Origin of the sequence: Cupriavidus pauculus, from assembly GCF_002858765.1 — a bacterium.
Taxonomy (GTDB): Bacteria; Pseudomonadota; Gammaproteobacteria; order Burkholderiales; family Burkholderiaceae; genus Cupriavidus; species Cupriavidus pauculus_B.
The window spans coordinates 1-21,043 of sequence record NZ_PJRP01000033.1; the positions used below are offsets into that span (position 1 = coordinate 1).

The window sequence follows — 21,043 nt, forward strand, 5'->3', positions numbered from 1 at the left end:
ATCAGCGGCCCGCCGCGCCGGCCAGCATCCTGGCGCGCCGCGGCATCTGGGTCAACGAACGTGACGACGTCAGCGAAACGGAAGCGGTGTAGGGGCGGGCAGACCCGTGCCTAGCCCAGCGCTGTCTGCCACAGCAGCGCCACGTTGAGCAGGATGATGACGATGGCCGATGCACCCGCCAGCGCCAGCGGCACGCCGCGCACGCGCCACGCACCCATCAGGTGGCGGTCGGCCCCAAACAGGATCAGCGGCACCACCGCAAGCGGCAGGGTCAGGCTGAGCACGACCTGGCTGGCCACCAGCAGGCTGGCGGAACCGTGCTCCCCGAACACCCAGACGGCGGCCAGCGCCGGCACGATGGCCACGGCACGGGTCAGCAGCGCGCGACGCATGCGCGACATGCGCAGGTCGAGAAAGCCCTCCATGACGGCCTGGCCGGCCAATGTGCCGGTCAGCGTCGAGTTGAGGCCGCACGCCAGCAGCGCCACGGCAAAGAGCAGGCTGGCCAGGTCGGAGTGCAGCAGCGGCGCCAGCAGCCGGTGCGCGTCGGCCAGGTCTTCCACATCGGTCAGCCCGTTGGCGTGGAACACCGAGGCAGCCAGGATCAGCAGCGCCGCATTGATCAGGAAGGCGAAGCCCAGCGAGCCGAACGTATCCAGGCTCATGCCGCGCAGGATTTCGGCAAAGGACCGGCGCCGTGCCACGCGACTGCCCGGCGGCGGCGTGAAGCGGCGCACCAGCGAGGAGTGCAGATAGAGGTTGTGCGGCATCACCGTGGCGCCGACAATGCCGGCCGCCAGCCACAGCATGCCCGCATCGCGCACCAGATCGGCGGACGGTGCCAGACCGCCCAGCACCGCAGCCCATTCGGGCTGGGCCATCGCCAGCTGGGCCACGAAACACAGGGCCACCAGCAGGATCAGCCCGGCCACCATGGCTTCCATGGTGCGCTGGCCATAACGCTGCACGGCCAGCATGACGAGTGTCACAACGGCGGCGATCAGCACGCCCACCCAAAGCTTGACGTGGAACAGCAGCTGCAGGGCCACCGCGCTGCCGACCACCTCCGCCACATCGCAGGCAATGATCGCGATCTCGCTGGCCACCCACAGCCCGATGGTCACGCGCCGGGGAAAGCGTTCGCGGCAGAGCTGGGCCAGGTCACGCCCGGTCACTACGCCCACACGGGCGGCGATCCACTGCAGCAGCATCGCCACCAGGCTCGACAGCGCAATCACGATCAGCAGGCTGTAGCCGTACTTGGCCCCGCCCGCAATGGCCGTGGCCCAGTTGCCCGGGTCCATATACCCCACGGCCACGAGCGCGCCCGCGCCCAGGAAAGCAAGGCGCGACCGCTGCGGCGGCTGCGCGGCGGGCAGGGTAACGGTGTCGATAGGTGACGGCGGCATGGTGTCGTGGGTCGATCACGTGGGGCCGGGTGACCCCCATGCTGCATTCTAGGACGTTCTTGAGAATCGTTCCCAATTGGCTTTGCCTAATTGGGGGATTGCTTTCGCCTTCGCCCGGTGGAATAAGCGTCAGCCTTCAGCGGCTCCACCCGCCACCACTGGCGCGGCCAGCCAGCTTGACCGGGCCGCAGCAGGCGCACGACGCGCCGTGGCTCGCTCCGCCGCCTTCCGTGCTGCCGCCGGCCAGGCCTGGCGCCGCCACCAGGGCGCGTGACGCGCTCTGGCCGCAGGCGGGGCAGACAGCGGGATCGTCGCGGCGCGCGATCGGGCGAAGTTCAGAGAAATCGCCGCAGGTTGGGCATCGGTAGTCGTAGGTCGGCATTGCCGCTCCAGGGGCGGGGCCAGCGTTGGGCCAGCGTGAGGGCCAGATTGGCGACCAGCTTAGCTCAATCCATCGCCGCGTGGGCAAGGTTGTCGTCGTCGGCGGGCTTGCGGCCGGGGCGGATCAGCAGGATCAGCGGCACCACCACCAGCGTGGCAATGAACATCGCCTTGAAGTCGTTCAGGTAGGCAATCATGGCGGCCTGCTGGTTGATGGTCTGGTTCAGCAGCGCGATGTCCACGCGCGAGCCGTGCGAGAGCATCGACTGCAGGGCCGGGTTGTACGGGTTGACGTGCGCGACGAGGTCGCTGTGCGCGACCTGGGTGTTGCGCGTCATCAAGGTCTGGATCAGCGAAATGCCGATGCTGCTGCCGATATTGCGCATCAGGCTGTAGGTGGCCGTGCCATCGGCGCGCAGCGCCGGCGTCAGCGTCGAAAACGTCAGCGCGGACAGCGGCACGAATACCAGCCCGAGTCCGAACCCCTGGATCACGCCGGGCCAGACGATATCGGAGACCGACAGCACGATCGTGTAGCCCATCATCTGCCAGAGCGCGAATGCCGAAACCAGAAAGCCGGCCAGCAACAGCAGCCGGGCATCTACGCGGCGCAGCAGGCGGCCTGCCAGCATCATCGCGATCATGGTGCCGATGCCCGACGGCGCGGTGACCAGGCCGGTGGTGGCTACCGGGTAGCCCATCAGGTTCTGCAGCATTGGCGGCAGCAGTGCGCGGGTGGCGTACATCACCGCGCCGATCACGAAGATGAAGCACGCGCCGGTAACGAAGTTGCGGTCCTTGAGCAGCGCCGAGCGGAAGAACGATCGCGATCCGGCCGTGGCCGTATGCACCACGAAATAGGCGAAGGCGATCACGCAGACCAGCGCCTCGATGCGGATTTCCAGCGAGCTGAACCAGTCGAGCTGCTCGCCACGGTCGAGCATGGCCTGCAGCGCGCCAATCGCCAGGCTCAGCGTGGCAAAGCCGAAGGCGTCGAAGCGCATGCTGCGGGCCGGCGCGCGGTTGGGCAGCGTGGACAGCACGCCGAACAGCGCAAATGCCCCAATCGGCACATTGATAAAGAACACCCAGCGCCAGTTGTAGCTGTCGGTGAGCCAGCCGCCCAGCGTGGGGCCCAGGATTGGCCCGACCATCACGCCCATGCCCCAGACGGCCATGGCCTGGCCCTGGCGCGACGGCGGATTGATGTCGAGCAGGATCGATTGCGATAGCGGCACCAGCGCGGCCCCGAAAACGCCCTGCAGCAGCCGGGCGGCCACGATCTGCGTCAACGAGTCGGCCATGCCGCAGAGCGCCGAAGCCACCGTAAATCCGCCAATCGAGATCGCCAACAGCCGTTTGACACCGAGCTGGTCGGACAGCCAGCCGGTCAGCGGCGTGGCGATGGCGGCGGCCACGATATACGAGGTCAGCACCCAGGTGATTTCGTCCTGCGAGGCTGACAGCGTGCCCTGCATATGGGGCAGCGCCACGTTGGCGATGGTGCTGTCGAGGGTCTGGATCAACGTGGCGAGCATGATCGACAACGTGATCATGGGCCGGTTGATCGGCTGGCCGGTTGCTGCGGCAGGCGCGGAAACCACGGAGGACATGGGGGCGGGAGGGGGGAGTTCGTCTAATTAGTAAGCGTGCTTATTATATGGCGATGTGGCAGGTCGTGGCACAAGTGTGCGATTCAGGGTTTTCGACACCAATCCGAACCGCGCGACTCCCTATAATCCCGCGCATGGAAAAGAATCTTGAAAAGCGCTTCGGCTTTCTGGTGTCGGACGTGGGCCGGCTGTCCGGCAAGCGGTTCGATGACCTGTCGCGCTCCACGCTGGACCTCACACGCGCCCAGTACCGGGCGCTGGCCTACCTGTCGTATCACGGCGAAATGAACCAGGCGGCCCTGGCGGACCTGATGGAAGTGGCGCCGATTTCGGCCGGCCGGCTGCTCGACCGCATGGAAGAGGGTGGGTGGATTGCGCGTCGCCCCAATCCGGAAGATCGCCGCGAGCGCATGGTGCAGATGACGGAAAAGGCCGACCAGGCACTGGACGCGGCACAGAATGTGGGCGATGTGGTGACCGGCCAGGCGCTGGAAGGCTTTACCGAAGCCGAGTCCGAGCAATTCGTCGAATTTCTACGACGCGCCCGCGCCAATTTGTCCCGGCCCCAGCAGGGATAAGGCGCTGCCGCGTGCCGCCGCCATTTGCTGCGGTCAGCCCGGAAAATCCACCACCACCGTCAGCCCGCCGCCGTGCGTGTCGGCCAGCGCCACGGTGGCGCCGTGCAGCCGCGCGATTTCGCGGACGATGGACAGGCCCAGGCCGCTGCCTTCGCGGCTGGCGCTGGTCTCACCGCGGTAAAAGCGCTTGAAGACCGATTCGCGCTCGAACGGCGCCACGCCGGGGCCGTTGTCCTCCACCAGCAACCTGCGCCCGGCCACGCGTACCGTCACCACGGCGCCCGGCCCCGCATAGCGCACGGCGTTGTCGATCAGGTTGCCGATCAGTTCCTGCAGCAGTTCCGGCTGTCCGCTGAATTCGGCGCCGCTGCCGCTGCCGCTACCGCTACCGCTGTCGGTATGGGTATCGCTATCGCTATCGCCATCGAACCCCAGGTCGACGCCTTGCTGGCGGGCCATGGGCGCCCAGTCCAGCGCCACCTGTTGCGCCAGCGGGCCCAGGCGCAGCGGGCGTAGCGTGGGCGCGTAGCCGCTGTCGGTTTCGAGCCGCGACAGCGATAGCAATTGCGCCACTTCCTTTGCCGCCTGCCGGACCGATCCATTGAGCCGCGCCACGTGTCCGCGCACGCCGGCCAGGTCCGTTTCGCGCAGCGCCAGTTCCGATTCGGCCTGGATGACCGCCAGCGGGGTCTTCAACTGGTGGGCGGCATCGGCAAAGAATCGCTTGCGCCCCTGCACCATGCGGTGCAACCGCGCCACGTACTGGTTCACGGCGGTGACCAGCGGCCGGATTTCCACTGGCAGCGTGGTATCGCCGATGGGGTCGAGGTCATCGGGGCCGCGCGCCGCCACGGTGTCCGACAGCCGCTGAAGCGGCCGCAGGCCGCGTCGCACGCCGAACCAGACGATCACCAGCGCCAGGCTGACCAGCATCAGTTCCTGCAGCAGCGACCCCATCAGGATTTCGTTGGCCAGATGCTCGCGCGGCTCGGTGGATTCGGCTACCAGCACCCAAACCATCTGCGTACGCGCGGAGCGCACATCGTGCAGCGGCAGCGCCATCGCGGCCATGCGGACGGGCGTGCCGCGGAAGTCGGCATCGTAGAACTGCGTGCGATAGAGCGAGCGTACGGGGCCCGGCGGCATGGGCAGGTCGTCGTACCCGGTGATCGTGGTGCCGTGCTCGTCGCGGATCTTGTAGTAGACGCGCGATCCCGCCTCGGCATCGAAGACTTCCAGCGCCAGATAGGGCACCTCTACCTCTACGCGGCCGTCGCGCAGCTTGATGCCTTCGCGCATGGCCTTCAGCGATGCCGCCAGGGTGCGGTCGAAGGCCTGGTGGGCGGCAGACATGGCACGCCGGTCGGTCAGCCAGGCGTCGAGCGCCAGCAGCACCAGCAGGGGTAGCAGCAGCCAGAGCGTCAGTTGCAGCCGCAGGCTGCCGGTCTTCATGCGCGCGGACCCGCGCCGGCGGCCGCAGTGGTGTCCTGCGCTTCGAGCAGATAGCCCAGGCCGCGCAGCGTGACGATGCTGACGCCGGAGCCTTCCAGCTTCTTGCGCAGGCGGTAGACGTAGATCTCGATGGCGTCCGCGTTGACCGATTCGTCGATGCCGAAGATTTTCTCGGACAGGGCGGCCTTGTTGACCGCGCGGCCGTCGCGCAATAGCAGGATCTCCAGCACGGCGCGTTCGCGGCCGGTCAGTTGCAGCAGCTCGTCGTTGAGCGTGAAGGCGCGGCTCACGCTGTCGTAGTGCAGCGGGCCGCACGCCAGTTCGGTGCGGTCGTGGCCGTGGCTGCGCCGGATCAGCGCCCGGGCGCGGGCTTCGAGTTCGGTCAGGGCAAAGGGCTTGGCCAGGTAGTCGTCGGCGCCCAGGTTCAGGCCGCGCACGCGGTCTTCCACCGATCCGTGGGCGGTCAGGATCAGCACCGGCAGCGAGTTGCGGCGCGCGCGCAGGCGGCGCAGCACTTCCAGGCCGTCCAGGCGCGGCATGCCGATGTCGAGGATGGCCAGCGCGTAGTCTTGCGTCGTCAACAGGTGATCGGCGCTGGCCCCGTCGTGCATGCAGTCGACGGTGAAGCCGCTCTGGCTCAGCGATTCCGTCAGGGAGGCGGCCAGTTTCAGGTTGTCTTCGGCAAGCAGGATACGCATGGGGCTACGGCAGCAGGGTCTACGGATATGGCGCTGGAGTGATACCCGTTACCGGCGCCGGTGCCTAGATGGGGAAACTCCCAATCGTGGTGCATCCCCCACGGCAAAAATCGAAAGGGTATCGAAAGCGAACTGAAAGTGAGGCCCCCATACCATCCGCTCCGTTCACTACACACAGAACAACAAAGGAGACTGAGGATGAAACGGAAGGCAGTGGCATTGGCCGCGTTGGGTTGCGTGGTATCGGGCGGCGCGGCGGCGCAATCGAGCGTGACGCTGTATGGCCTGGTGGATTCGGGCATCGAGTACGTGAACCATGCCAGCGCCAACGGCAATTCCCTGGTGAAAATGACCTCGGGCGGCAAGAACACGTCGCGCTGGGGGCTGCGTGGTACCGAAGACCTGGGTGGCGGCCTGAAGGCCATCTTCACGCTGGAATCGGGTATCGCCATCGACACCGGCAAGCTCGACACCGACAACACGCTGTTCGATCGCCGCGCCTACGTGGGCCTGCAGGACAAGAACCTTGGCAGCATCCGCCTGGGCCGTGACTTCACCACGACCTATGACTTCATGCTGCCGTTCGACCCGATGGGTTACGCGCCGAACTACTCGTGGGCCACGTCGTCGACGGCCACGGGCGGCCGCAAGGACGGCATGTTCTCGCGTTCGACCAACATCGTGCGCTACGACGGCCAGTTCGGCCCGATCAAGGTGGGCGGCACGATGGCGTTCGGTGAAGTGCCGGGCAGCTACAAGAGTTCGTCGAAATACGATCTGGGCCTGGGCTACAACGCGGGCAACTTTGCCGCGGCCGTGACCTGGGATCGCCAGATGGGCGCGGGCGCCAGCACCACGCCGGCCGACAGCACCGACTACATCCAGGGCATCCACGCCGGCGCCAGCTATAATTTTGGCCCGCTGTCGGTGTACGCCGGCTATCGTAATTACCGCAAGACGTTCACCACGACGGCCGCCAAGCAATTGAGCGACATGTACTGGGTGGGCGCCGCGTACGACTTCACGCCAGCCTTCACGCTGTATGGCGCGGTCTACAAGCAGAACATCAAGGGCGACACGGACGGCGATCCGATCATGATCTCCATGCGCGCTCAGTACAATCTTTCCAAACGCACCTCAGCGTACCTGTCCGCAGCGTACGCCAAGGCGCGCAACGGTCAGTCAGTGAGTGTCTCGCGCGATTTCGTTGGCTATGCCAACAATCAGGTCGGTGTGACGGCGGGCCTGCAGCACCGCTTCTGATCGTTGTTTCCAGGCTGCCGTGGTGGGCGGCCTTCCGGCGGTGCGAGGGGCTCGCGCCGCCGGTTTTTCGTTTCAGAGCCCGCTTCTGCAGTGAAATCCCCAGCGCGCTACTTCGCGGCGCTCACACGCCAGACCACGTTGCCAACGTCGTCGGCCACCAGCAGCCCGCCGGTCTTGTCGACTGCCACGCCCACGGGGCGTCCCTGCGCATGGCCGTCCTGGTCCAGAAAGCCGGTCAGCACGTCGAACGGCGCGCCACGCGGCCTGCCCTGGTCGAACGGCACGAAGATGACCTTGTAGCCCGCGCGCGGCTTGCGATTCCAGGAGCCGTGCTGGCTCACGAACATGCCGTCGTGGAACTGCGGCAACAGGCTGTTGCCCGATGCGCCGGTCATGCCCAGCGACGCCGTGTGCGCGCCCACCGCGTAGTCCGGCACGATGGCCTTGGCCACCATGTCGGGGGCGGCCGGCTTCACGCGTTCGTCCACATGCTGGCCGTAATAGCTGAACGGCCATCCATAGAAGCCGCCATCGCGCACCGACGTGATGTAGTCGGGCACCAGGTCGCTGCCGATTTCGTCGCGCTCATTGACGGATGTCCAGAGCGCCTTGGTGGTCGGCTCCCAGGCCATACCGTTCGGATTGCGCAAGCCGCTGGCGAAAATACGATGCTGGCCGGTCTGTCGATCGACTTCCCAGATGGCGGCGCGGCCGGCTTCCTTGTCGATGCCGTTCTCTCCCGCATTGCTGTTAGATCCCACCGTGACATACAGCTTGCTGCCGTCGGGGCTGGCGATGATGTTCTTGGTCCAGTGGTGGTTGATCGTGCCGGCGGGCAGGTCTATCAGCTTCTGGCCCGGCGCGGTGATGCTGGTCTGGCCCGGCGCATAGGGAAACCGCAGCACGGCATCGGTATCGGCGACATAGAAGTCATTGCCCACCAGGACCATGCCGAACGGCGAATGCAGGTTTTGAAGAAACACCGATCTCTGGTCGGCCACGCCGTCGCCGTTGGTGTCGCGCAGCAGCGTGATGCGGTTGGCGCTGGGCGTGCCGGCCCCCGCGCGCTCCTGCGTCTTCTTCATGATCCAGCCCCGGATGCCCTTGTGGTCGTCGGGCTTGGGCGGCGCGTTGGTTTCGGCCACCAGTACGTCGCCGTTCGGCAGCACATAAATCCAGCGCGGGTGGTCGAGCTTGTCGGCAAAGGCCGCCACGCGCATGCCGTCGGCCGCCACGGGCATCCTGCCGTCCTTCCAGCCTTCGGCCGGGGCGATATGGATGGTCGGAATGAACGTCTTGTGCGGCGCCGGCAATTGCGGGCTTGGGCCTATGCCCGCCGTATCGGGTAGTTTGGCCGATTCGCCGCAGCCCACCAGCAGCGTGACCGCCACGATCGCGAACAGCGATGCCACCGGATAAATCAGATATTGGCGATAGTCGCGCATGGCGGGCTCCCAGATGCCTTGTCTGATTCGAGCATAGGAGGGCACTTGCGCGATGTATGTCAGCGCCGGTGCAAGACCCTGTCGGGGGCCGTCCGACCCGGTTGGCGCGGGCTTCGGCAATGCCGTCCGCGCCGCCTTGGCGCTGGCTTCGTCACGATTTCAGCAGGTCATGGCGCGCGTGCCATTCGTGCAGCGATTCATGTGGCCAGGTGCCCACGTGGCGATGGCCCTTGCCGCGCGGCACATCGACCCACGGCGCCACGTAATCGAGACCGGCCTCCACGACATCGGGCGGCGTGGGCAGCGGCGTATCGATGGCCCCTGCATACGGATGGACCAGGTCGGGCCAGCGTGGGTCCCACATCCACAGCGGGCTGCCGCACAGTTTGCAGAAGTGACGGTATCCCTTGGATCGCACCGTCCGCTTGCCCGGCTCGCGGATCACGGCGTGGAAATGCGCCACGTGCTCCTGTCCTGCCACGCGCAGCGTGTGGGCATCGCCGCCCAGGTTGATGCCATAGCCGCCGCTGCCGCCGGTCTTGCGGCAGATCGAGCAATGGCAATGCATGTAGGGGTAGGGCGAATCGGACTCAAGGCTGAACCGCACGGCGCCGCACTGGCACGAACCGTCGAGATGCATGGCAACTCCCTTGGAATCGGTGGTCGATGCGGTTCAGTGTGGGCGACGCGTCGGCGTCATTCAAGCGTCGAAAATCGCAAGATTTGCCAGAAACCGTGGTGTTGTCAGGCGTTGTCTGTCAGTGCGGAAGAGGTTTTGTAAGGAGATGTGTGAATGCGGCACACGGGGCACCATGTGACTTCTAAACTGGGCACGCGGTGGGAAACAACGCACCCGTCGTTTTCGACAACAACCACCTGAGAGGTCTCATATGTCCAAGCAACGAACCCTTCGCACCACGACTCTGATTGGCGCCCTGGCAGCCGGCATGATCTCTATCACCGCCTTCGCACAGACGGCACAGACGCCGGCAGCGCCGGCCGATATCACGACTGCGGCCCCGCCGGTCACGACGCAGGTCCAGCCGCCGAAGGACCCGCTCGTGGAACGCCGCGAGTCCCGCAAGGCCGCCAACGACCAGTACAAGGCCGAGAAGAAGGCGGCCAAGGGCGAATACAAGAAGGACGTGAATAGCGCCAAGTCGGAGCGCAAGGACGCCAAGAAGGCCGCCGACGAGACGGCCAAGGCCGAACTGCAAAGCGGTACGACGAAGCAGTAAGGCTTGCGTCGCCCGATGATGGGCGCCCCTCTTCCATGCACGGGAGAGGGGAGCAAACCGGCCGGGAGCACAACCATCGGGCATCAGCGCTACACCAGCCGCGCCCCCGGCCACGCCCCCGACATCACGATATTGCGTACCGACTGCCGCACCGTCTGCATGATGTCCCATAACTCCGGCACCACCGGCCGATTGCGCGCCGTGGTCATCGCCACCTGACGCGTCACCACCGGGTCCACCAGTCGCGCCGAATGCAGCCGGCCCTGGGCCACGCGGTCTGCCACGGCGGCAAACGGCAGCAGCGTGGCGCCGCAGCCGTCTTCCACCAGCCGCATCGCCACGGTATTCGATGCATCGCACTCCATCGCCATGTTCAGCGTGGTGCCGACGCGCGCCGCCAGCGATTCCGCCAGCACGCGCAGTCCGTGCGACGTGCTGGGCAGGATCAGCGGTACGTCGCCCAGTCGCCGGGCCTGGAAGTTGGGGCCCAGGTGGCTCCATGACGTGGGCGTGACCAGCGTCAGGTCTTCTTCCAGCAGCACGTCCACCTTGAGCGCGCCCTGCTGTTCAGGCAGGTAGAGCAGGGCGACGTCGATATCGCCGGCCGCCAGCCACGCCAGTACCGGGTTGGCCAGGCCTTCCACAAAGCGGATCTTCGTGGCGGGAAAGCGCGCCTTGAGTGCCGTGCCGATGGCCGCGAACGCGGTATTGGCGATGGTGGGCTGCGCCGCGATGACCAGTTGCGCTGGCCCTTGCGCCGTGGACGCCCGCACTGCCGCGCGGGCCTCGGACAACGTGGCGGCCACCTGCCGCGCGTAGCCCAGCAGCGTGGTGCCGGCTTCGGTCAGCACTACGCCCCGGCCGCTGCGGTGAAACAGCCGGGTATCGAGCGCAGCCTCCAGCCGTGCGATCTGCCGGCTGACCGTCGACTGGTCGGCGCCAAGCTCCAGCGCGGCGCGCGAAATGCTCTGCGTGTTGGCCACGCAGACAAAGCACGCCAGGTCGTCGGAATTCAGCGCGGCCGACATGGTGGTCATCAGGCAGGCTTGGGCGTGTCGCCGATGGCGAACGACGACAGGTGCTCGATGGCCTTGACCAGCCCCGAATGATCCCAGCCCGCGCCGCCCTGCGCCACGCAGACGTTGAACAGCTGCTGCGTCGACGCCGTGTTGGGCATGCCCAGGCCGAGCTGCTTCGCCGTGGACAGCGCCAGGTTCAGGTCCTTCTGATGCAGTTCGATGCGGAAGCCCGGGTTGAACGTACGCTTGATCATGCGTTCGCCGTGGACTTCCAGAATCTTGGAACTGGCAAAACCGCCCATCAGCGCCTGGCGCACGCGTGCCGGGTCGGCGCCGGCCTTGGCGGCCAGCACCAGCGCCTCGCTGACGGCCTCGATGGTCAGTGCCACGATCACCTGGTTGGCCACCTTGGCCACCTGGCCGTCGCCGACATTGCCTACCAGCGTGATGTTCTTGCCCATCAGTTGCAGCAGTGGCAGCACGCGGTCGTAGATGTCCTGCTTGCCGCCGGCCATGATCGACAGCGTGGCCGCCTTGGCGCCGACTTCGCCGCCGGACACCGGCGCATCCACGTAGTCGCAGCCGAGCTTTTCGATCTTCGCGGCGAACTCGCGCGTCTCGATCGGCGAGATCGAACTCATGTCCACCACGATCTTGCCCTTGGCCAGGCCGGCGGCCACGCCGTTGTCGCCAAACAGCACGCGCGCCACGTCAGGCGTATCGGGCAGCATCAGAAAGATGATGTCGGCCTGTTTTGCCACCTCGGTGGCGCTGGCGCACTGCTGCATGCCGCGATCGAGCAATTCCTGCGGCACGCCGCTGCGCGTGTGCGCGTAGACGGTATGGCCGCCAGCCTGCAGGTGTTCAGCCATGGGCTTGCCCATGACCCCCAATCCGATAAATCCGAGCTTGCTCATGATTCCTTCCTGTTGAATGTGGCTTCAGGACGCAAAGCGGTCGCGCAGCGCGCGCGCCGCATCGCGCAGCAATACGTGGTCGATGCCGACCGCCACGAAGTGCGCGCCCATATCCAGGTAGCGCCGGGCGTCGGCTTCCACCGGCGTCAGCGTGCCGATGGCCTTGCCGGCCTGGTTGGCGGCATCGTAGATCTGTTTGACCGCCGCCTGTACATCGGGGTGGTTCGGGTTGCCCAGGTGCCCGTAGGCCGCGGCCAGGTCGTTCGGGCCGATGAAGATGCCGTCCACACCGGGTTCGGCACAGATTTCGGCGGCCGCTTCCACGCCCTTGCGGCTTTCGATCTGCACCAGCACGCAGATGTTGTCGTTGATGGTCTTGAAGAAGTCCGGCAGCGTGCCATAGCGGTTCTGCCGCTGGGCGCCCGACACGCCCCGGATGCCGTCGGGCGGATAGCGCGTGGCGCGCACGGCGCGGCGCGCTTCCTCGGCCGATTCCACGAACGGAATCAGGAAGTTGTAAAAGCCGATGTCGAGCAGGCGCTTGAGCATCACCGGGTCGTTCCACGGCGGCCGCACCACGGGGGCGCTGACGCTGTCCTTGAGCGCCATCAGCTGCGGCGCGAAAGTCAGCACGTCATTGGGCGAATGCTCGCCGTCCAGCAACATCCAGTCGAAGCCGGCCAGGCCGACGATCTCGCTGGTCACCGGCTGGCCCAGCGAACTCCACAGGCCGATCAGGCGCTTGCGCGCCAGCACGTCGGCCCGGAACTTGTTGGGCAGCGGATGGATCTGGGGCAGGTGAGGGGTAGTGGACATCGTCTATCTCCTGGGTCAGTCGGCCGCCAGCGCGGAAAGCGGGCCGGGCGATTGGCCCCGGGCCTGCAGCACGCGTGCGGCGGCATCGTCAAGCTGGGTCAGCGTGCTGCTGTCCACGGGAATGTATTCGGCGCGGGCGCGGCGCCAGGCGCGTTCGGGGTCGCCGGGCAGGCGGATGGCGTCGTTGCCGGGCTGCAGGCGCGACGCCTTCATCCATTCGACAAACGCCTCCACCTCGTGGCCGAACGTGGTGCTGCTGCCCATCCGTGCCGGATCGAAGATGATCGCCAGCATGTTGTTCCAGACCGCGTGCTCGTGCGTGAGCGTTTCCGGGCGGATGGTATGGCCGCCGGTCACGGCCGCGCCCAGCAGTTCGCACATCACGGCCAGCACGTAGCCCTTGTGCTCGCCGAACGTGCGCAGCGCGCCCTGCGGCGTGCCGGGGTGCGGAAACATGACGGCGGGGTCGTCGGTGGGGTGGCCTTGCGGGTCCATCAGGCAGCCCGGCGGCACCGGCACGCCCTTGTTGTTGGCCACGCGCACCTTGCCCAGCGCGATGGCGCTGGTGGCAAAGTCCAGCACCAGCGGCGGCTGGCCGGCCACCGGCACGCCAATCGTGAACGGATTGGTGCCGAAGCGCGGGTCGTAGCCGCCATGCGGCGCCACGATCGGCTTGGATAGCACATTGACGAAGTGGATCGAAATCATGCCGGCCGCCGTGGCCTGTTCGGCCCAGTGGCCCACGCGGCCCAGATGGTGCGACTGGCGCAGGCCCAGCACGCACACGCCATGTTCCTTCGCGCGTTCGATGCCCAGGCCCATCGCCTGCTCGGTCACGGCCTGGCCCATGCCCCGGTTGCCGTCCAGGCTCAGGATGCCGCCGGACTCGTGCACCACGCTGACCTGCTGGTTCAGTTGGAGCTGGTCGGCCTGCCACGACATCACGTACTTGGGAATCATGCCCACGCCATGCGAATCGTGGCCAGACAGGTTCGCGCCCACCAGGTGATCGGCGGTCAGCTTGGCCTCGCGGGCGTCGGAGCCCGCCGCCAGCCAGAGGTCCACCACCCATTGGTGCAGGCCGGCAGTCGGGATGCGGTGATCACTCATGCTTACTCCAGGTGAATATTGGCCACCTTGATCAGGTTTGCCCATTTGGCGACTTCGCTCTTCTGGAAGTTGCCCAGTTCGGTGGGGCCTGCGCCCGACGGTTCCACGCCCATCGACGCCAGCTTGGCGCGCACGTCGGGCTGGCGGATGATCTTGCCGATCTCGGTCGACAGCTTGTCGACGATGGGCTTGGGCGTGCCGGCCGGCGCGAAGATGGCCTGCCACGACACGATCTCGTAGCCGTTCAGGCCCGACTCCGCCATGGTCGGCACGTCGGGCAGTTCGGCCGCGCGCTTGGCGCCGGTGGTGGCCAGCGCGCGGAACTTGCCGGACTGGATCATCGGCATGGCGGCAACGCTGTTCTCGAATACCAGGTCCACCTGGTTGCCCAGCAGCGCCTGCACGGCCTGGCTGCTGCCTTTGTAAGGCACGTGGGTCATGCGCAGCCCCGCCATGTTGGCGAACAGTTCGGCCGCCAGGTGCTGCGACGTGCCGTTGCCCGACGAGCCGAAGTTGACCGTGCCCGGCTTGGCCTTGGCGGCGGCGACCACGTCCTGCACGCTCTTCCACGGGCTGCTGGCATTCACCACCAGCACATTCGGCAGCGTGCCGATCAGCGCGATGGGCTGGAAGTTCTTGATCGGGTCATACGGCATCTTCGGGTACAGGCTCACGTTGATGGCGTGCGAGCTGATGGTGCCGCCCAGCAGCGTGTAGCCGTCGGCCGGGGCCTTGGCCACGTAGTCGGAGCCGATATTGCCGCCTGCGCCGGCGCGGTTCTCCACCACCACGGACTGCCCCAGTACCTGCGACAACCGCTGGCCGATCAGGCGGCCCAGCAGGTCGGTGGTGCCACCGGCGGCAAACGGCACCACGTAGGTGATGGGCTTGCTGGGGTAGTGATCGGCACCCTGGGCGCCGGCCTGCGTGGCGACGGCCATGCATCCGGTACAAAGCACGGCCAGCATCGGCCGCATCAGGCGATGGGGAAAATTCATATCATGTCTCCTGTAGCGCGAACGTTCGTGTGCGGCAGTCCCATGGCAGGCTGCCGTTCTGTCTGACAGTTTCCGGCCGGAAACGCATGTCAGGCGGGGCGTCTTGTGCTGCGCCTCGTCCGCAAATCTACACGGCCAGAAGCACCGGCGACTTGCAGAATTTGCATAACAGAAATGCACGATAGGCCGCGCAGCCGCGCACGTCAAACGGAACAATTGCAGACATTCCGATAAACAAGCCCATACGCGCCGACCCGCGCCAAACGCTCGACATGACCTCTACCACTTCCCAGAAGGCCCGCACCGGCGGCCGCGTACTTGTAGACCAACTGCGCATCCATGGCACCGAACGCATCTTCTGCGTGCCGGGCGAGAGCTTTCTCGATGTCCTGGACGCGCTGCACGACCAGCCGGCCATCGACCTGGTGGTCTGCAAGCACGAAGGCGCGGCCGCCAACATGGCCGAGGCCGACGGCAAGCTGACGGGCCGTCCCGGCATCTGCTTCGTGACGCGCGGCCCCGGCGCCACGCATGGCAGCATCGGCGTGCATATCGCCCAGCAGGACTCCACGCCGATGATCCTGTTCGTTGGCCAGATTGCCCGCGAGCACAAGGGCCGCGAGGCATTCCAGGAGGTGGACTACGCGGCCGTGTTCGGGTCGATGTGCAAGTGGGCGGCCGAGATCGACGATCCGGCACGCATTCCGGAGATGTTGGCACGTGCCTTCCAGGTGGCCACGTCGGGCCGCCCGGGCCCGGTGGTGCTGGCGCTGCCCGAGGATGTGCTCGACGGCCTGGTGGAAGTGGCCGACGCGGCGCCGTACCGCAGCGTGGCCGCCGCACCGCGCCCCGAGGACGCCCAGGCGCTGGCGGCCGCGCTGGCCGCGGCCCAGCGTCCGCTGGTGATTGCCGGCGGCGCCAACTGGACCGACCAGACCGTGCGCGACTTCGCTGCGTTCGTGAAGGCCTGGGACTTGCCCGTGGCCTGCGCCTTCCGCCGCCAGGACGTGATCGACAACCGCGACCCGCACTACGTGGGCCACCTGAGCCTGGGCGTGAGTCCCAAGCTGGCCGAACGCGTGAAGACGGCCGACCTGATCGTGGCCTTCGGTACGCGGCTTGGCGATATCGCCACCGACAGCTATTCGCTGCTGGAGGTGCCGCAGCCGAAGCAGAAGCTCGTGCATATCCATGCCGACAGCTTCGAGCTGGGCCGCGTCTACCAGGCTGCGCTGCCCATCCACGCCGGCGTGGAGCCGGGCGCGGCGATGCTGGCATCGCTGGCCGCACCCGCCTCGGTACCCTGGAAGGACTGGACCGCCGGCGCGCGCGCCGACCACGAAGCCTTTGTCACGCCGCCGAAGCCGCACGCGGAACTGACCGGCGTGGACATGGCCGCCGCCATGGCTCACCTGAACCAGGTGCTGCCCGATGACGCCATGCTGTCCAACGGGGCCGGCAACTACACGGTCTGGCTGCACCGCTTCTATGCCTACAAGCGCCCCCGTACGGAACTGGCGCCGACCTGCGGCGCGATGGGCTACGGCCTGCCGGCCGCCATCGCCGCCAAGCTGCGCCATCCGGAAAAAACCGTGGTGTGCTTTGCCGGCGATGGCTGCTACCTGATGTATCCGCAGGAAATCGCCACGGCCGCCGCCCACGGCGTGAACCTGATCGTGATCCTGGTGAACAACCGCATGTACGGCACGATCCGGATGCACCAGGAGCGCCGCTACCCGGGCCGCCAGAGCGGCACGGCCATCGTCAATCCGGATTTCGTGGAAATGGCGAAGGCTTGCGGCGCCTGGGCGGAACGAGTGGAACGGACCGAAGACTTCGCCGCCGCCTTCGCGCGGGCCCAGCAGGCCGGCAAGCCGGCCGTGCTGGAACTGGTGACCGACCCGCTGCAGATCACGCCCGCGATGCGCGTGACCGAACTGCCGAAATAAGCAGGGCGGGGCGAAGTAAAAAGTGATGTATGCGCGGTTTAGTCAAAATTATAGGATTTCAATAATTCGGACTAAACCTCAGCGACGTCTGAAAGGCGCTTAAGGAAGAGTCAGAAGAGCGCACCTTGCGGCTGGGCGTCATGCCCGGCCGTTTTGCCTTGCGCACGCTGGGCCACCGGCTTGGCCAGAATCTGGCGGATCTGTGCCAGATAGCGCTCGCCCACCGCCCGATGGGTCTTGCGGGCCTCGTCGGCAAAGCTGCGGCGCGACGGCGGCCGAATGTTCAGCAGGCGGCAAATCGTTGACAGATAAGGCTTTTTTCCATCCGCGGCGGTGCGGCGGGCGGCCGACACCAGGGCGGCGTCGCCAATGCGTCCGCGTAGCCAGACCAGTACCTGGCGGTCATATTCATGCTGCACACGGATCAGGTGTTCCATTTCAGGGCTCCGAAGGTTCCGACACTGTTCAATCCATCCCGATACGATCAGGTACTGTTTATCCGTACAGTACACTGTAAATATATACAGTAGTTCGGAAATTTCAAGGCCGCAGTCAGACGCCACGCGAGACGGGGATAGGGCGCCGGTGCCACAATGGCAGCCCACCGGAGCATCCCTCACGCCATGAGCGCGCATCCCCCCGATTCCACCCAGACCTTCGACCGGCTTCGCCCACGCCTGCAGGCCATCGCCTACCGCATGCTCGGCGCCGTGGCCGAGGCCGAGGATGTGGTGCAGGATGCCTGGCTGCGCTGGCACGCCACCGATCGCGCCGCGATCGACAATGCCGAAGCCTGGCTGGTGTCCGTGACCACCCGGCTGGCCATCGATCACCTGCGCGCGGCCAAGCTCCAGCGAGAGCATTACGCGGGTATCTGGTTGCCCGAGCCGCTGCTGACGGAAAGCACGGACACCCCCGAAGCCATTTACGAGCGCGCCGACGATGTGTCGGTGGCGTTCCTGTTCCTGCTGGAACGCCTGACGCCCGAAGCGCGCGCGGCCTTCCTGCTGCGCGAAGTGTTCGACGCCGACTACGCCGAGGTGGCAGCGGTCATCGGCAAGAGCGAGGCAGCCTGCCGCCAGCTGGTCAGCCGCGCCAAGGCCCAGTTGCGCGATGCCCGGCCGCACCCGCCCGTGCGCAAGGACGCGCACCTGAACCTGGTGCGCCGGTTCGCCCAGGCGCTGGAGCAGGGCACCTTCGATGCCATTCGCGTCCTGCTGGCGGACGAAGCCACGCTGATCGGCGATGGCGGCGGCAAGGTGTCGAGCTTTCCGAAGCCGGTGGTCGGCGGCGGCAAGATCGCGCAGGTCTTCTTCGCGGCGCAGCGGCGCGGGCAGGCCGTGCACGTGCAGATGGTGGTGCTCAATGGCCAGTGGGCGCTGCTGCGCTTTGTCGATGGCCAGCTCGAATCGGCCCAGAGCATCGAAACCGATGGCGAGCGCATCGTGGGCATCCACGCGCAGCGCAATCCCGACAAGCTGCAGCGCATCCTGGCCGCCATCGCGCGCCCGTGATGGCCCTCTCCGATTGTGGTCGCTGATTTGCCTTCCCGATTTCCCTTCTCGATTGCCACCGCCTGAACCATGCGCCTGCCCAGCCTGATCGCACTCCAGATGCTCGAGTGCGCTGCCCGACTTGGCAGTTTCACGCGCGCCGCCGCCGAACTGAACGTCACCGAAAGCGCGATTTCGCGGCAGATCCAGGCGTTGGAGGAGCGGCTAGGCGTGCGCTTCTTCGAGCGGGTGCGCCAGCGCGTGGTGCTGACCCCCGACGGCGACCGCTATGTGCGCGACATCCGCGCCGAGCTGAAGGCCATCGAACGCGCCACCAAGGATCTGGCGTCGCGCGCCGGCGGCATGGAGGTGCTGGAACTTGCCGTGGTGCCCACCTTCGCCACCCAATGGCTGATTCCGCGCCTGGCTGGCTTCCGCGCCGAACATCCACGCATCGTCGTCAATATCCACGCGCGTCCCGAGCCGTTCCACTTTGCCGATTCGTTGTTCGACGCGGCCATCTATTTTGGCGATGACCCGTGGGACGGGCATCCGTCCGCAAAGCTGCTGGAAGAGGGCCCGTCGATTCCGGTCTGCAGCCCGCAACGGTTGCAGGACGTGCCGCTGCGCGAGCGCGAAGATCTGCTGAAACTGCCGCTGCTGCATCTGGCCAGCCGGCCCGATGCCTGGCCGGACTGGTTCGGCGGCGACGACGAGACGATCCGGCGCCGCGCCCGTCTGGGGCCGCGCTATGACCTGTTCACGATGGTCACGGGCGCCGCCATCTGCGGGCTCGGCATCGCCGTTTTGCCAGAAATGATGGTGCGCACGGAGATCGAAAGCGGCCGGCTGGCGGCGCTGCCGTTCGACGGAGCGCCCGGCTCTGGCCGGAATGGTGCGTATTTCCTGACCTATCGGCAGACCAAACCCGGCGACGGCACCGAGCGCGACAAGGCGGCGCTGTTTGCCGACTGGCTGCTGCGGCAGTGCGAGGGTACGTAGGGCTGTCGCAATCAGACTGGGCATCAAGTTGATGCGATAACCGCATCAAGTCAGCCAAAAAAATCGCTTGTCGCCCCGCAGCCGTCCCACCACACTTGGCGGCTCTTTTCCGTCACGCCGTCGTCCCCAACACAACATGTCTGCCGTCTTCACGTCCCCCAGCCAGATCCGCGCCCAGTTCTCGCGCGCCATGTCCGATATGTACCGTGCCGAGGTGCCGCAGTACGGCACGCTGATGGCGCTGGTGTCAGACGTCAACGCCGAGGTGCTCGCCAGTGTCGGCGCCGCTGCCGCCGGTGCAGCCGGCCAGGAATCGCGCATCGAGGTGGAGCGCCACGGCGCCATCCGCGTGGGCACCCCCGCCGAACTGGCCACGATCCGTCGCCTGTTCGGCGTGATGGGCATGGTCCCGGTGGGCTACTACGACTTGTCCGTAGCCGGCGTGCCGGTCCATTCCACGGCGTTCCGGCCGAAGGACACCGACGGCCTGGCCGAAAACCCGTTCCGCGTATTCACGTCGCTGCTGCGCCTGGACCTGATTCAGGACGCCACGCTGCGCGACGCCGCCGCGGCCGTGCTGGCCACGCGGTCGATCTTCACGCCGGGCTGCCTGGCACTGATCGAGCGCGCCGAGCAGCAGGGCGGCCTGGCCGCCGAAGACGCCGCCCGCTTCGTGGCCGAGGCGCTGGAGACGTTCCGCTGGCACGGCAAGTCCACCGTCGACGCCGACCTGTACTGGAAGCTGCGCAAGACGCATCCGCTGATCGCCGACATCGTGTGCTTCCCCGGGCCGCACATCAACCACCTGACGCCGCGCACGCTGGACATCGATATCGTCCAGACGCAGATGCCCGCCCGCGGCATTAGCCCCAAGGCCGTGGTGGAAGGGCCGCCCACGCGCCGTTGCCCGATCCTGCTGCGCCAGACCAGTTTCCTGGCCCTGAGCGAACCGGTCACCTTCCGCGATGGCGGCGAGGCCGGCACGCACACGGCCCGCTTCGGCGAGATCGAGCAACGTGGCGTGGCGCTGACTGCCAAGGGCCGCAAGCTGTACGACGAACTGCTGAACGAAGTGCGCAAGGTCATCACCCCGGCTGGCGATGGATCGAACGCCGACGCCTATCGCCAGACGCTGGGCGATGTCTTCCAGGCCTTCCCGGACGATCACCAGGCGCTGCGCCAGCAGGGCCTGGCGTACTACCGGTATGCGGTCGGCAACGCGGCGGCCGATGGCGGCGATGTGGAAGCACTGATCGCCGCCGGGGCGCTGGTGGCCGAGCCGATTACGTACGAAGACTTCCTGCCCGTCAGCGCCGCCGGCATCTTCCAGTCGAACCTGGGCGACGAAAACCGCGACGACCTGCAGGCATCGCCCAACCGCGCGGCCTTCGAGCAGGCCCTGGGTGCAACGGTCAGCGACGAACTGGCGCTGTACGCCGCAGCGCAGCAGGCATCGCTGGACACGGCACTGAAGGCGCTGGGGTTGGCTTGATCCGCTCGCCATGCCACCGGTTTTCTCCCCTCTCCCGCCTGCGGGTGTTCAGACCGGACACATAGGTGACAGGTGTGCGAGGACATGGTTGACACTTCCGGACGGTTTGCCGTCCGGAGGTTCAAACCATGCCTTGGAACACACGAGACACTATGAGCCTGCGTCTGGAA

General features: G+C 66.6%; 20 protein-coding genes. 7 read left to right on the forward strand and 13 right to left on the reverse strand.

What is annotated here, in order from left to right; genetic code table 11:
- Positions 1-110: 110 nt before the first annotated feature.
- The 3 genes from CYJ10_RS33245 to CYJ10_RS33255 form a co-directional block, all read right to left on the reverse strand.
- Positions 111-1,409, reverse strand: a complete 1,299-nt coding sequence (locus CYJ10_RS33245; RefSeq protein WP_101685691.1) for an Nramp family divalent metal transporter — start codon at positions 1,407-1,409, stop codon at positions 111-113.
- Between the two features lie 136 nt (positions 1,410-1,545).
- A complete protein-coding gene (locus CYJ10_RS33250) occupies positions 1,546-1,791 on the reverse strand; it encodes an FmdB family zinc ribbon protein (RefSeq protein ID WP_101685692.1) in 246 nt (81 codons plus the stop codon).
- Between the two features lie 64 nt (positions 1,792-1,855).
- On the reverse strand, positions 1,856-3,403 hold the full coding sequence (locus CYJ10_RS33255; protein WP_257993649.1) for a DHA2 family efflux MFS transporter permease subunit: 1,548 nt from the start codon (positions 3,401-3,403) through the stop codon (positions 1,856-1,858).
- A 134-nt stretch (positions 3,404-3,537) separates the two neighbouring features.
- Here CYJ10_RS33255 and CYJ10_RS33260 point away from each other — a divergent pair, with 134 nt between their 5' ends.
- Positions 3,538-3,981 (forward strand): MarR family winged helix-turn-helix transcriptional regulator, encoded by a 444-nt coding sequence (locus tag CYJ10_RS33260; protein ID WP_101685694.1) that lies wholly within the window; start codon positions 3,538-3,540, stop codon positions 3,979-3,981.
- 33 nt (positions 3,982-4,014) lie between these two features.
- Here CYJ10_RS33260 and CYJ10_RS33265 read toward each other — a convergent pair whose 3' ends face one another.
- Together CYJ10_RS33265 and CYJ10_RS33270 are read right to left on the reverse strand one after the other, a co-directional pair.
- Positions 4,015-5,433 (reverse strand): sensor histidine kinase, encoded by a 1,419-nt coding sequence (locus tag CYJ10_RS33265; protein WP_101685695.1) that lies wholly within the window; start codon positions 5,431-5,433, stop codon positions 4,015-4,017.
- A complete protein-coding gene (locus tag CYJ10_RS33270) occupies positions 5,430-6,131 on the reverse strand; it encodes a response regulator (protein ID WP_101685696.1) in 702 nt (233 codons plus the stop codon). Before CYJ10_RS33270 ends, CYJ10_RS33265 begins: the two co-directional genes overlap by 4 nt.
- 198 nt (positions 6,132-6,329) lie before the next feature.
- On the opposite strand from CYJ10_RS33270, the gene CYJ10_RS33275 reads away from it, so the two are divergent.
- The gene (locus tag CYJ10_RS33275; protein WP_101685697.1) at positions 6,330-7,394 is read left to right on the forward strand and encodes a porin; all 1,065 of its coding nucleotides are present in this window, start codon (positions 6,330-6,332) and stop codon (positions 7,392-7,394) included.
- A 107-nt stretch (positions 7,395-7,501) separates the two neighbouring features.
- On the opposite strand, the gene CYJ10_RS33280 is transcribed toward CYJ10_RS33275, so the two are convergent.
- Both CYJ10_RS33280 and CYJ10_RS33285 read right to left on the reverse strand, forming a co-directional pair.
- Entirely contained in the window at positions 7,502-8,839 is a 1,338-nt protein-coding gene (locus CYJ10_RS33280; protein WP_101685698.1) for a PQQ-dependent sugar dehydrogenase, read from the reverse strand.
- Positions 8,840-8,990: 151 nt separating this feature from the next.
- Positions 8,991-9,479 carry a GFA family protein gene (locus CYJ10_RS33285; RefSeq protein WP_101685699.1) on the reverse strand — a complete coding sequence of 163 codons (489 nt, stop codon included), beginning with the start codon at positions 9,477-9,479 and terminating at the stop codon, positions 8,991-8,993.
- A gap of 250 nt (positions 9,480-9,729) precedes the next feature.
- Between CYJ10_RS33285 and CYJ10_RS33290 the strand changes: the two genes are divergently transcribed.
- Positions 9,730-10,077 carry a hypothetical protein gene (locus CYJ10_RS33290; RefSeq protein ID WP_101685700.1) on the forward strand — a complete coding sequence of 116 codons (348 nt, stop codon included), beginning with the start codon at positions 9,730-9,732 and terminating at the stop codon, positions 10,075-10,077.
- 89 nt (positions 10,078-10,166) lie between these two features.
- On the opposite strand, the gene CYJ10_RS33295 is transcribed toward CYJ10_RS33290, so the two are convergent.
- The 5 genes from CYJ10_RS33295 to CYJ10_RS33315 are packed head-to-tail and all read right to left on the reverse strand — an operon-like array spanning position 10,167 to position 14,937.
- Positions 10,167-11,105, reverse strand: coding sequence for a LysR family transcriptional regulator (locus tag CYJ10_RS33295; protein ID WP_101685710.1), 939 nt, complete (start codon positions 11,103-11,105; stop codon positions 10,167-10,169).
- An 8-nt stretch (positions 11,106-11,113) separates the two neighbouring features.
- On the reverse strand, positions 11,114-12,013 hold the full coding sequence (locus tag CYJ10_RS33300) for a 2-hydroxy-3-oxopropionate reductase (protein ID WP_101685701.1): 900 nt from the start codon (positions 12,011-12,013) through the stop codon (positions 11,114-11,116).
- A gap of 24 nt (positions 12,014-12,037) precedes the next feature.
- On the reverse strand, positions 12,038-12,829 hold the full coding sequence (gene garL, locus CYJ10_RS33305; RefSeq protein WP_101685702.1) for a 2-dehydro-3-deoxyglucarate aldolase: 792 nt from the start codon (positions 12,827-12,829) through the stop codon (positions 12,038-12,040).
- Positions 12,830-12,844: 15 nt separating this feature from the next.
- A complete protein-coding gene (locus tag CYJ10_RS33310) occupies positions 12,845-13,939 on the reverse strand; it encodes a malate/lactate/ureidoglycolate dehydrogenase (RefSeq protein ID WP_101685703.1) in 1,095 nt (364 codons plus the stop codon).
- Between the two features lie 2 nt (positions 13,940-13,941).
- Positions 13,942-14,937, reverse strand: a complete 996-nt coding sequence (locus CYJ10_RS33315) for a Bug family tripartite tricarboxylate transporter substrate binding protein (protein ID WP_101685704.1) — start codon at positions 14,935-14,937, stop codon at positions 13,942-13,944.
- A 272-nt stretch (positions 14,938-15,209) separates the two neighbouring features.
- Between CYJ10_RS33315 and CYJ10_RS33320 the strand changes: the two genes are divergently transcribed.
- Positions 15,210-16,886 carry a thiamine pyrophosphate-binding protein gene (locus tag CYJ10_RS33320; RefSeq protein ID WP_101685705.1) on the forward strand — a complete coding sequence of 559 codons (1,677 nt, stop codon included), beginning with the start codon at positions 15,210-15,212 and terminating at the stop codon, positions 16,884-16,886.
- Between the two features lie 110 nt (positions 16,887-16,996).
- On the opposite strand, the gene CYJ10_RS33325 is transcribed toward CYJ10_RS33320, so the two are convergent.
- Positions 16,997-17,323 (reverse strand): hypothetical protein, encoded by a 327-nt coding sequence (locus CYJ10_RS33325; protein WP_101685706.1) that lies wholly within the window; start codon positions 17,321-17,323, stop codon positions 16,997-16,999.
- Positions 17,324-17,509: 186 nt separating this feature from the next.
- On the opposite strand from CYJ10_RS33325, the gene CYJ10_RS33330 reads away from it, so the two are divergent.
- The 3 genes from CYJ10_RS33330 to hglS all read left to right on the forward strand — a co-directional run bounded on the left by CYJ10_RS33330 (position 17,510) and on the right by hglS (position 20,873).
- Entirely contained in the window at positions 17,510-18,400 is an 891-nt protein-coding gene (locus CYJ10_RS33330; RefSeq protein ID WP_101685707.1) for an RNA polymerase sigma-70 factor, read from the forward strand.
- Positions 18,401-18,469: 69 nt separating this feature from the next.
- A complete protein-coding gene (locus CYJ10_RS33335; RefSeq protein ID WP_101685708.1) occupies positions 18,470-19,381 on the forward strand; it encodes a LysR substrate-binding domain-containing protein in 912 nt (303 codons plus the stop codon).
- 136 nt (positions 19,382-19,517) lie between these two features.
- On the forward strand, positions 19,518-20,873 hold the full coding sequence (gene hglS, locus CYJ10_RS33340; protein ID WP_101685709.1) for a 2-oxoadipate dioxygenase/decarboxylase HglS: 1,356 nt from the start codon (positions 19,518-19,520) through the stop codon (positions 20,871-20,873).
- Positions 20,874-21,043 lie beyond the last annotated feature (170 nt).

What these genes read in the sequence shown, in the direction of transcription:
- CYJ10_RS33245 (WP_101685691.1), bottom strand. Translation starts at nt 1,409, where the DNA reads ATGCCGCCGTCACCTATCGACACCGTTACCCTGCCCGCCGCGCAGCCG.
- CYJ10_RS33250 (WP_101685692.1), bottom strand. Translation starts at nt 1,791, where the DNA reads ATGCCGACCTACGACTACCGATGCCCAACCTGCGGCGATTTCTCTGAA.
- CYJ10_RS33255 (WP_257993649.1), bottom strand. Translation starts at nt 3,403, where the DNA reads ATGTCCTCCGTGGTTTCCGCGCCTGCCGCAGCAACCGGCCAGCCGATC.
- CYJ10_RS33260 (WP_101685694.1), top strand. Translation starts at nt 3,538, where the DNA reads ATGGAAAAGAATCTTGAAAAGCGCTTCGGCTTTCTGGTGTCGGACGTG.
- CYJ10_RS33265 (WP_101685695.1), bottom strand. Translation starts at nt 5,433, where the DNA reads ATGAAGACCGGCAGCCTGCGGCTGCAACTGACGCTCTGGCTGCTGCTA.
- CYJ10_RS33270 (WP_101685696.1), bottom strand. Translation starts at nt 6,131, where the DNA reads ATGCGTATCCTGCTTGCCGAAGACAACCTGAAACTGGCCGCCTCCCTG.
- CYJ10_RS33275 (WP_101685697.1), top strand. Translation starts at nt 6,330, where the DNA reads ATGAAACGGAAGGCAGTGGCATTGGCCGCGTTGGGTTGCGTGGTATCG.
- CYJ10_RS33280 (WP_101685698.1), bottom strand. Translation starts at nt 8,839, where the DNA reads ATGCGCGACTATCGCCAATATCTGATTTATCCGGTGGCATCGCTGTTC.
- CYJ10_RS33285 (WP_101685699.1), bottom strand. Translation starts at nt 9,479, where the DNA reads ATGCATCTCGACGGTTCGTGCCAGTGCGGCGCCGTGCGGTTCAGCCTT.
- CYJ10_RS33290 (WP_101685700.1), top strand. Translation starts at nt 9,730, where the DNA reads ATGTCCAAGCAACGAACCCTTCGCACCACGACTCTGATTGGCGCCCTG.
- CYJ10_RS33295 (WP_101685710.1), bottom strand. Translation starts at nt 11,105, where the DNA reads ATGTCGGCCGCGCTGAATTCCGACGACCTGGCGTGCTTTGTCTGCGTG.
- CYJ10_RS33300 (WP_101685701.1), bottom strand. Translation starts at nt 12,013, where the DNA reads ATGAGCAAGCTCGGATTTATCGGATTGGGGGTCATGGGCAAGCCCATG.
- garL (WP_101685702.1), bottom strand. Translation starts at nt 12,829, where the DNA reads ATGTCCACTACCCCTCACCTGCCCCAGATCCATCCGCTGCCCAACAAG.
- CYJ10_RS33310 (WP_101685703.1), bottom strand. Translation starts at nt 13,939, where the DNA reads ATGAGTGATCACCGCATCCCGACTGCCGGCCTGCACCAATGGGTGGTG.
- CYJ10_RS33315 (WP_101685704.1), bottom strand. Translation starts at nt 14,937, where the DNA reads ATGAATTTTCCCCATCGCCTGATGCGGCCGATGCTGGCCGTGCTTTGT.
- CYJ10_RS33320 (WP_101685705.1), top strand. Translation starts at nt 15,210, where the DNA reads ATGACCTCTACCACTTCCCAGAAGGCCCGCACCGGCGGCCGCGTACTT.
- CYJ10_RS33325 (WP_101685706.1), bottom strand. Translation starts at nt 17,323, where the DNA reads ATGGAACACCTGATCCGTGTGCAGCATGAATATGACCGCCAGGTACTG.
- CYJ10_RS33330 (WP_101685707.1), top strand. Translation starts at nt 17,510, where the DNA reads ATGAGCGCGCATCCCCCCGATTCCACCCAGACCTTCGACCGGCTTCGC.
- CYJ10_RS33335 (WP_101685708.1), top strand. Translation starts at nt 18,470, where the DNA reads ATGCGCCTGCCCAGCCTGATCGCACTCCAGATGCTCGAGTGCGCTGCC.
- hglS (WP_101685709.1), top strand. Translation starts at nt 19,518, where the DNA reads ATGTCTGCCGTCTTCACGTCCCCCAGCCAGATCCGCGCCCAGTTCTCG.